The organism is Methylobacterium variabile, from assembly GCF_001043975.1.
Classification (GTDB): Bacteria; Pseudomonadota; Alphaproteobacteria; order Rhizobiales; family Beijerinckiaceae; genus Methylobacterium; species Methylobacterium variabile.
In genome coordinates, this window is sequence record NZ_LABY01000284.1 from 1 (window position 1) to 568 (window position 568).

Consider the following 568-nt stretch of genomic DNA (forward strand, 5'->3'; position numbering starts at 1 on the left):
TCGAACTGCTGCGCAGGATCGTCTGAGTGAAAGCTGCCGAAGCCTGCCAGAGGTCAGCAACCCCGGTCGGTCTCTGCGAGCGCCTGGGGCGCTCAGCGCGTCGACGCGTTGCGGGCCATGAAGGTCTCGGGGCTGCCGTCCTGCGGGTTCACGAATACGATGTCGGTGGGTACGCGCCGGGGCGTGTCGACCGAGAGGAAGACCACCGGCTCCGCAATGATCCGTGGCAGGGCGTGCACCGTGCCACGCTCGAAGAACAGCAGGTCGCCCGGCCCGAATTCGGCCTCTGTTCCAGCCTCCCCCATCCAGAAGGTGCCGCGGCCTGACAGCACGTAGAGGTACTCGTCGCAAGTCTCATGATAATGCGGCGGCGTTCCCCGGTAGACGCGGAAGATCCGAGAGCTCGCCGCCTCTCGGTTCGTCAGATAGGTGTCAACCAGAAGGGTCTCTGCCTGATCCGGCAGAGCTGCGGCGAGCGCCGCGAGATTGAAGCGCCCAGTCTTCTCCGCCTCGATCATGACTTTTCTCCTCAGTGGTGATCGTTGGGCGCCGGCTTTGCACCGAGCTG

1 protein-coding gene is annotated in these 568 nt (G+C 64.8%); it reads right to left on the reverse strand.

What is annotated here, in order from left to right:
- Nucleotides 1-92 precede the first annotated feature (92 nt).
- Nucleotides 93-518: a cupin domain-containing protein gene (locus VQ02_RS30920; protein ID WP_048448093.1), complete on the reverse strand. Its 426-nt coding sequence runs from the start codon at nt 516-518 to the stop codon at nt 93-95.
- Nucleotides 519-568 lie beyond the last annotated feature (50 nt).

Bases quoted from the DNA above. Each gene is read 5' to 3' on its own strand.
- VQ02_RS30920 (WP_048448093.1), bottom strand. From the start codon at position 518: ATGATCGAGGCGGAGAAGACTGGGCGCTTCAATCTCGCGGCGCTCGCC.